Origin of the sequence: uncultured Cytophaga sp., from assembly GCF_937863595.1 — a bacterium.
Taxonomy (GTDB): domain Bacteria; phylum Bacteroidota; class Bacteroidia; order Cytophagales; family Cytophagaceae; genus Cytophaga.
The window spans coordinates 1-3,577 of record NZ_CALMGQ010000168.1 but is presented as its reverse complement, the minus strand read 5'-3'; the positions used below and the strand labels follow the sequence as shown (position 1 = coordinate 3,577).

3 protein-coding genes are annotated in these 3,577 nt (G+C 30.8%); all 3 read right to left on the bottom strand.

The genetic code is table 11. The annotated features are described in order from the left end of the window. Nucleotides 1-132: 132 nt before the first annotated feature. The 3 genes from Q0543_RS14905 to Q0543_RS14895 are packed head-to-tail and all read right to left on the bottom strand — an operon-like array spanning nucleotide 133 to nucleotide 3,360. Nucleotides 133-1,122 (bottom strand): glycosyltransferase family 2 protein, encoded by a 990-nt coding sequence (locus Q0543_RS14905; RefSeq protein WP_299254831.1) that lies wholly within the window; start codon nucleotides 1,120-1,122, stop codon nucleotides 133-135. After that, nucleotides 1,109-2,329, bottom strand: coding sequence for a glycosyltransferase family 4 protein (locus Q0543_RS14900; RefSeq protein ID WP_299254828.1), 1,221 nt, complete (start codon nucleotides 2,327-2,329; stop codon nucleotides 1,109-1,111). The genes Q0543_RS14905 and Q0543_RS14900 overlap by 14 nt, the downstream gene beginning before the upstream one ends. Next, a complete protein-coding gene (locus tag Q0543_RS14895) occupies nucleotides 2,326-3,360 on the bottom strand; it encodes a glycosyltransferase family 61 protein (RefSeq protein ID WP_299254825.1) in 1,035 nt (344 codons plus the stop codon). Before Q0543_RS14895 ends, Q0543_RS14900 begins: the two co-directional genes overlap by 4 nt. Nucleotides 3,361-3,577: the final 217 nt, after the last annotated feature.

The window sequence follows — 3,577 nt, the reverse complement described above, 5'->3', positions numbered from 1 at the left end:
CTGGAATGTATACATGATTGTTTATTGTATAAAGCAGCAATATGAAAATGTGTACATTTAACTCTAAAAATTTCTTTATAGTGAAACAACTTAAAATACACTTTATATAAAATATTTCCCATATTTACTTTATCAAATAGCATTCAATATTAATTTTATAAAAAATAAAAAATTACATAACCCTAGATGACGGAGTGATAGGTAAATTTTTATTTTTTCTTTTATGCCTATATCTACTCCATGTACTTCTACATACCAATATAAGCTAAGCAACTTTAGAAGTTTTTTTTGATCAAAAAAGAGAACGTTTTTATTACTACTTGCTAGGTCTGATAACACAGTTTTACTTTTCTCAAGATGCTGTAAATCTTTAGAGTTTTCAAAACTAATAATACGTTGCATTGATACAAATGCATCTTTTATATTTAACCTTAAAGAATTCAATAAATATATCGTCCTTATTTCATATATTTTTTTTAGTTGTATATCTTGATTTGATTGACTTATTGATAATGAATGTTGATTATACTCTAATAAAGGAAATTGAATATTATAGAATTTGGTTTTTGTAATTAAATCAATCCATAATTTATAATCTTCTGCTGGGTAAAATTTATCGTCATATTGAAGTTTATAATTATCCAATAACTCTTTTCGAATCATTACAACAGGATGCGCTATTACATTTTGAATCAATAATTCGAAAACAATATTTTCATGTGTTTCAGGATATTTTATACACTCCCCTGTTTCTTTCACATTCACGAAAGATCCACAAACTCCTATTTCTGAATGTAATTCTAAATATTCATATTGAACCTTTAATCTTTGTGGATACGAAATATCATCTGCATCCATGCGAGCTATATATTTCGAACTGGCTATACTTAGAGCTTTATTTAATGATTTAACAATGCCAATATTTTCTACATTTTTAACATAAACAATCCGATCGTCGCTAAATGAAGAAATAACTTCTTCCGTATGATCCAAAGAGCCGTCGTTTACTATAATCAATTCGAAATTCCCAAACGACTGATTTAAAATGCTCTGAATTGCAGCACTTAAATATTCTCCCCCATTATAGACAGGAAGAATAACGGATACATCACTTTTTCTCATTATGCCTATCCATTATATCACTATATTGCTTTTCCATCAACGCACCTATTACGTTACCACTATATTGGGTCTCAATTTTCTGGCGTGCGTTGAATCCCAATTCCAAACGTTTAGATGGATTCCCTATCAAATTTAATACAGCATGTCTAATTGCTATTGAATCATTCGGTGGAATTGTTATCCCGGCATCATTCGATAGCATTTCTGACATTCCGCCAGAGTTTGTCCCTATAATTGCACGCCCTGCACTCATAGCTTCTAAGCAAACATTCGGAAAATTCTCCCAAATACTTGGAAAAATACATAGGGATGTATTTTTCAAAACGGTTGCAATTTCAATTAAATCAAGATTACCATGGAATACTAAATTGCTTCTATACTTAGCCAATTTAATACAAAGATACTCCTGCATGTTATAACGTTTATCAGGCGAAGGCATTGGTGTACCAACAAAATTAAAAATGATTTCAGGGTCTTTTTCTAAAATTGCAGGAATTGCTTCAGCCAATACTGGTATACCTTTTCTAATTTCTAATCTTCCAATAAATGTTACATTTTTATTTGTATTCAATTCAATTGGAATAGAATACAGCTCTGGAATTGGTATATAAGGATAAGGTTGTAGTAGTAAGTTGTCTTTCGGAATTATCCATTCAGAAGAGATTATATTTTGCAAAGAAATTGACGGAGATGTCAGTACGTCTGCCATTTGAGCCATTTGATATTCTGGATCAACTTCTTTATTGTACTTATTAAATAACAAAGGAGATTTAAATCTTCGAATTGCGCCAATAAACATTCGCGCGCGGTTTATCCAATTTGGGTTTGGGGAAGGATTTATTTTATTGATTAGAAATGTTGGGGTATGCGTTTTTACAATAAAACACACATCCGAAAATTGGCGAGCCAAGCATATCCCATCCGCACCATATTCAGGAGATTCGAGTATATCAAAGCCTATTTCATTATGACGTTTTGAAAAGATTGTCGTAATCTTTTGATTAAATGTTTCTCTATCGCATTTAACGCGATGTACCCATATACCATTTTGAAATACAGATGAATCTTCCTTCATGGAAGCACTAAATACTTCTACCGTATTACCTCGTTGAGCAAGTAAGTTAGATGCCTGATATACATAGGTCGCAATCCCTCCAAATCCAGTTTCGGGTGGGTATTCGAAACTTACGTATGCAATTTTCATCATAAAGTTTTGCGTGTTAAATTTAACTGCGAACTAAATTCTGTTACAGCTTCTTTAAATTCTGAAATATCAATAATCATATCCGAAATATTTGAAGGTATTGAAATAGATTGTGCTATAAAATACGCCCAATACATTTCTTGAATATTTGCAAGCCTCCAAAAACAAAGGGGTTGTAAATTCCAACCTTCATTTCTAATTTCAAGAACTTTAGTATGCTTTTGCATAAAACACATATTTGTTATACCTGCACCATGCTGTGCAATCAACAATGCTGTTTCACTAAATAACTGTACTTGTTCCATAAATGAAAGCGTTTCAGCTCTTATAACTTCATATCCCAAAGAAACAACGATCTTAATTACTTCGGCTTCATTCAGCACTTTCCGATACAATGCATTTGTTCTAGATAAATAAACTTTACGAAACGGTTTTTTATTTAAATCAATTTCACACATTTTTAAAATAGCACTATTAAGCTTTCCTTGCATGATTGGATTAACATCTCCATGTGCTGGACGTGTCTGAACCGTTACTATTTTGCTGTATGAATGACTTTTAGTAGAGTCTATCCATAAAACATCCATATTAAGTATTCGCAATGAATCAATAATAAATGGTTGGCTTTTAAATGAAATAGGAAGCACTACTAAGCACTCAGGATATGCCGTTTTTAATTCAAATAAGCGAGGTAGGGTTTCACACAACCAATGATAATAATTAACACTCCATACATCATAGTACCACAAAAAAATACCTGAGTATTTTTTTGTTTTAAAAAAAAACTTGTATTTAATATATAAATAGTATTGCTTAAAAATTGACAAATCCTTATTATCGCCTACCAACAGACCTGATTTTTCATACTTCCCATTAACGAACAAAAAATTGGTGCGGGTAACAAATGTATTACAATATGTTTCGATTGTTTGAGTGGGAACGGGCAAATAACTCACGTCACCAATCTCTTTTATCGAAAGATGTTTTTCGTTAAAAGAGATAACAGGTTGAATTTCTTTTGTCTCAATAATCATTATTGCTATGAATTATTCCAATTAGCGTTCCTATTATTATTTATAAATTATTTTATTGTATTTAAAAAACCATTCAATAAAATTGATATAACTAAAGATTAAACACATTAACAATCTCAATTGATCTATCATATTGATGCAAGATAGGTATTAAAGAACCATCCTCATATAAAACCATATTGTCCTTTATATTATATACTGATTTGTCACTATTTGA

Coding starts and splice junctions, on each gene's coding strand:
- Q0543_RS14905 (WP_299254831.1), bottom strand. CDS start 1,122: ATGAGAAAAAGTGATGTATCCGTTATTCTTCCTGTCTATAATGGGGGA.
- Q0543_RS14895 (WP_299254825.1), bottom strand. CDS start 3,360: ATGATTATTGAGACAAAAGAAATTCAACCTGTTATCTCTTTTAACGAA.
- Q0543_RS14900 (WP_299254828.1), bottom strand. CDS start 2,329: ATGATGAAAATTGCATACGTAAGTTTCGAATACCCACCCGAAACTGGA.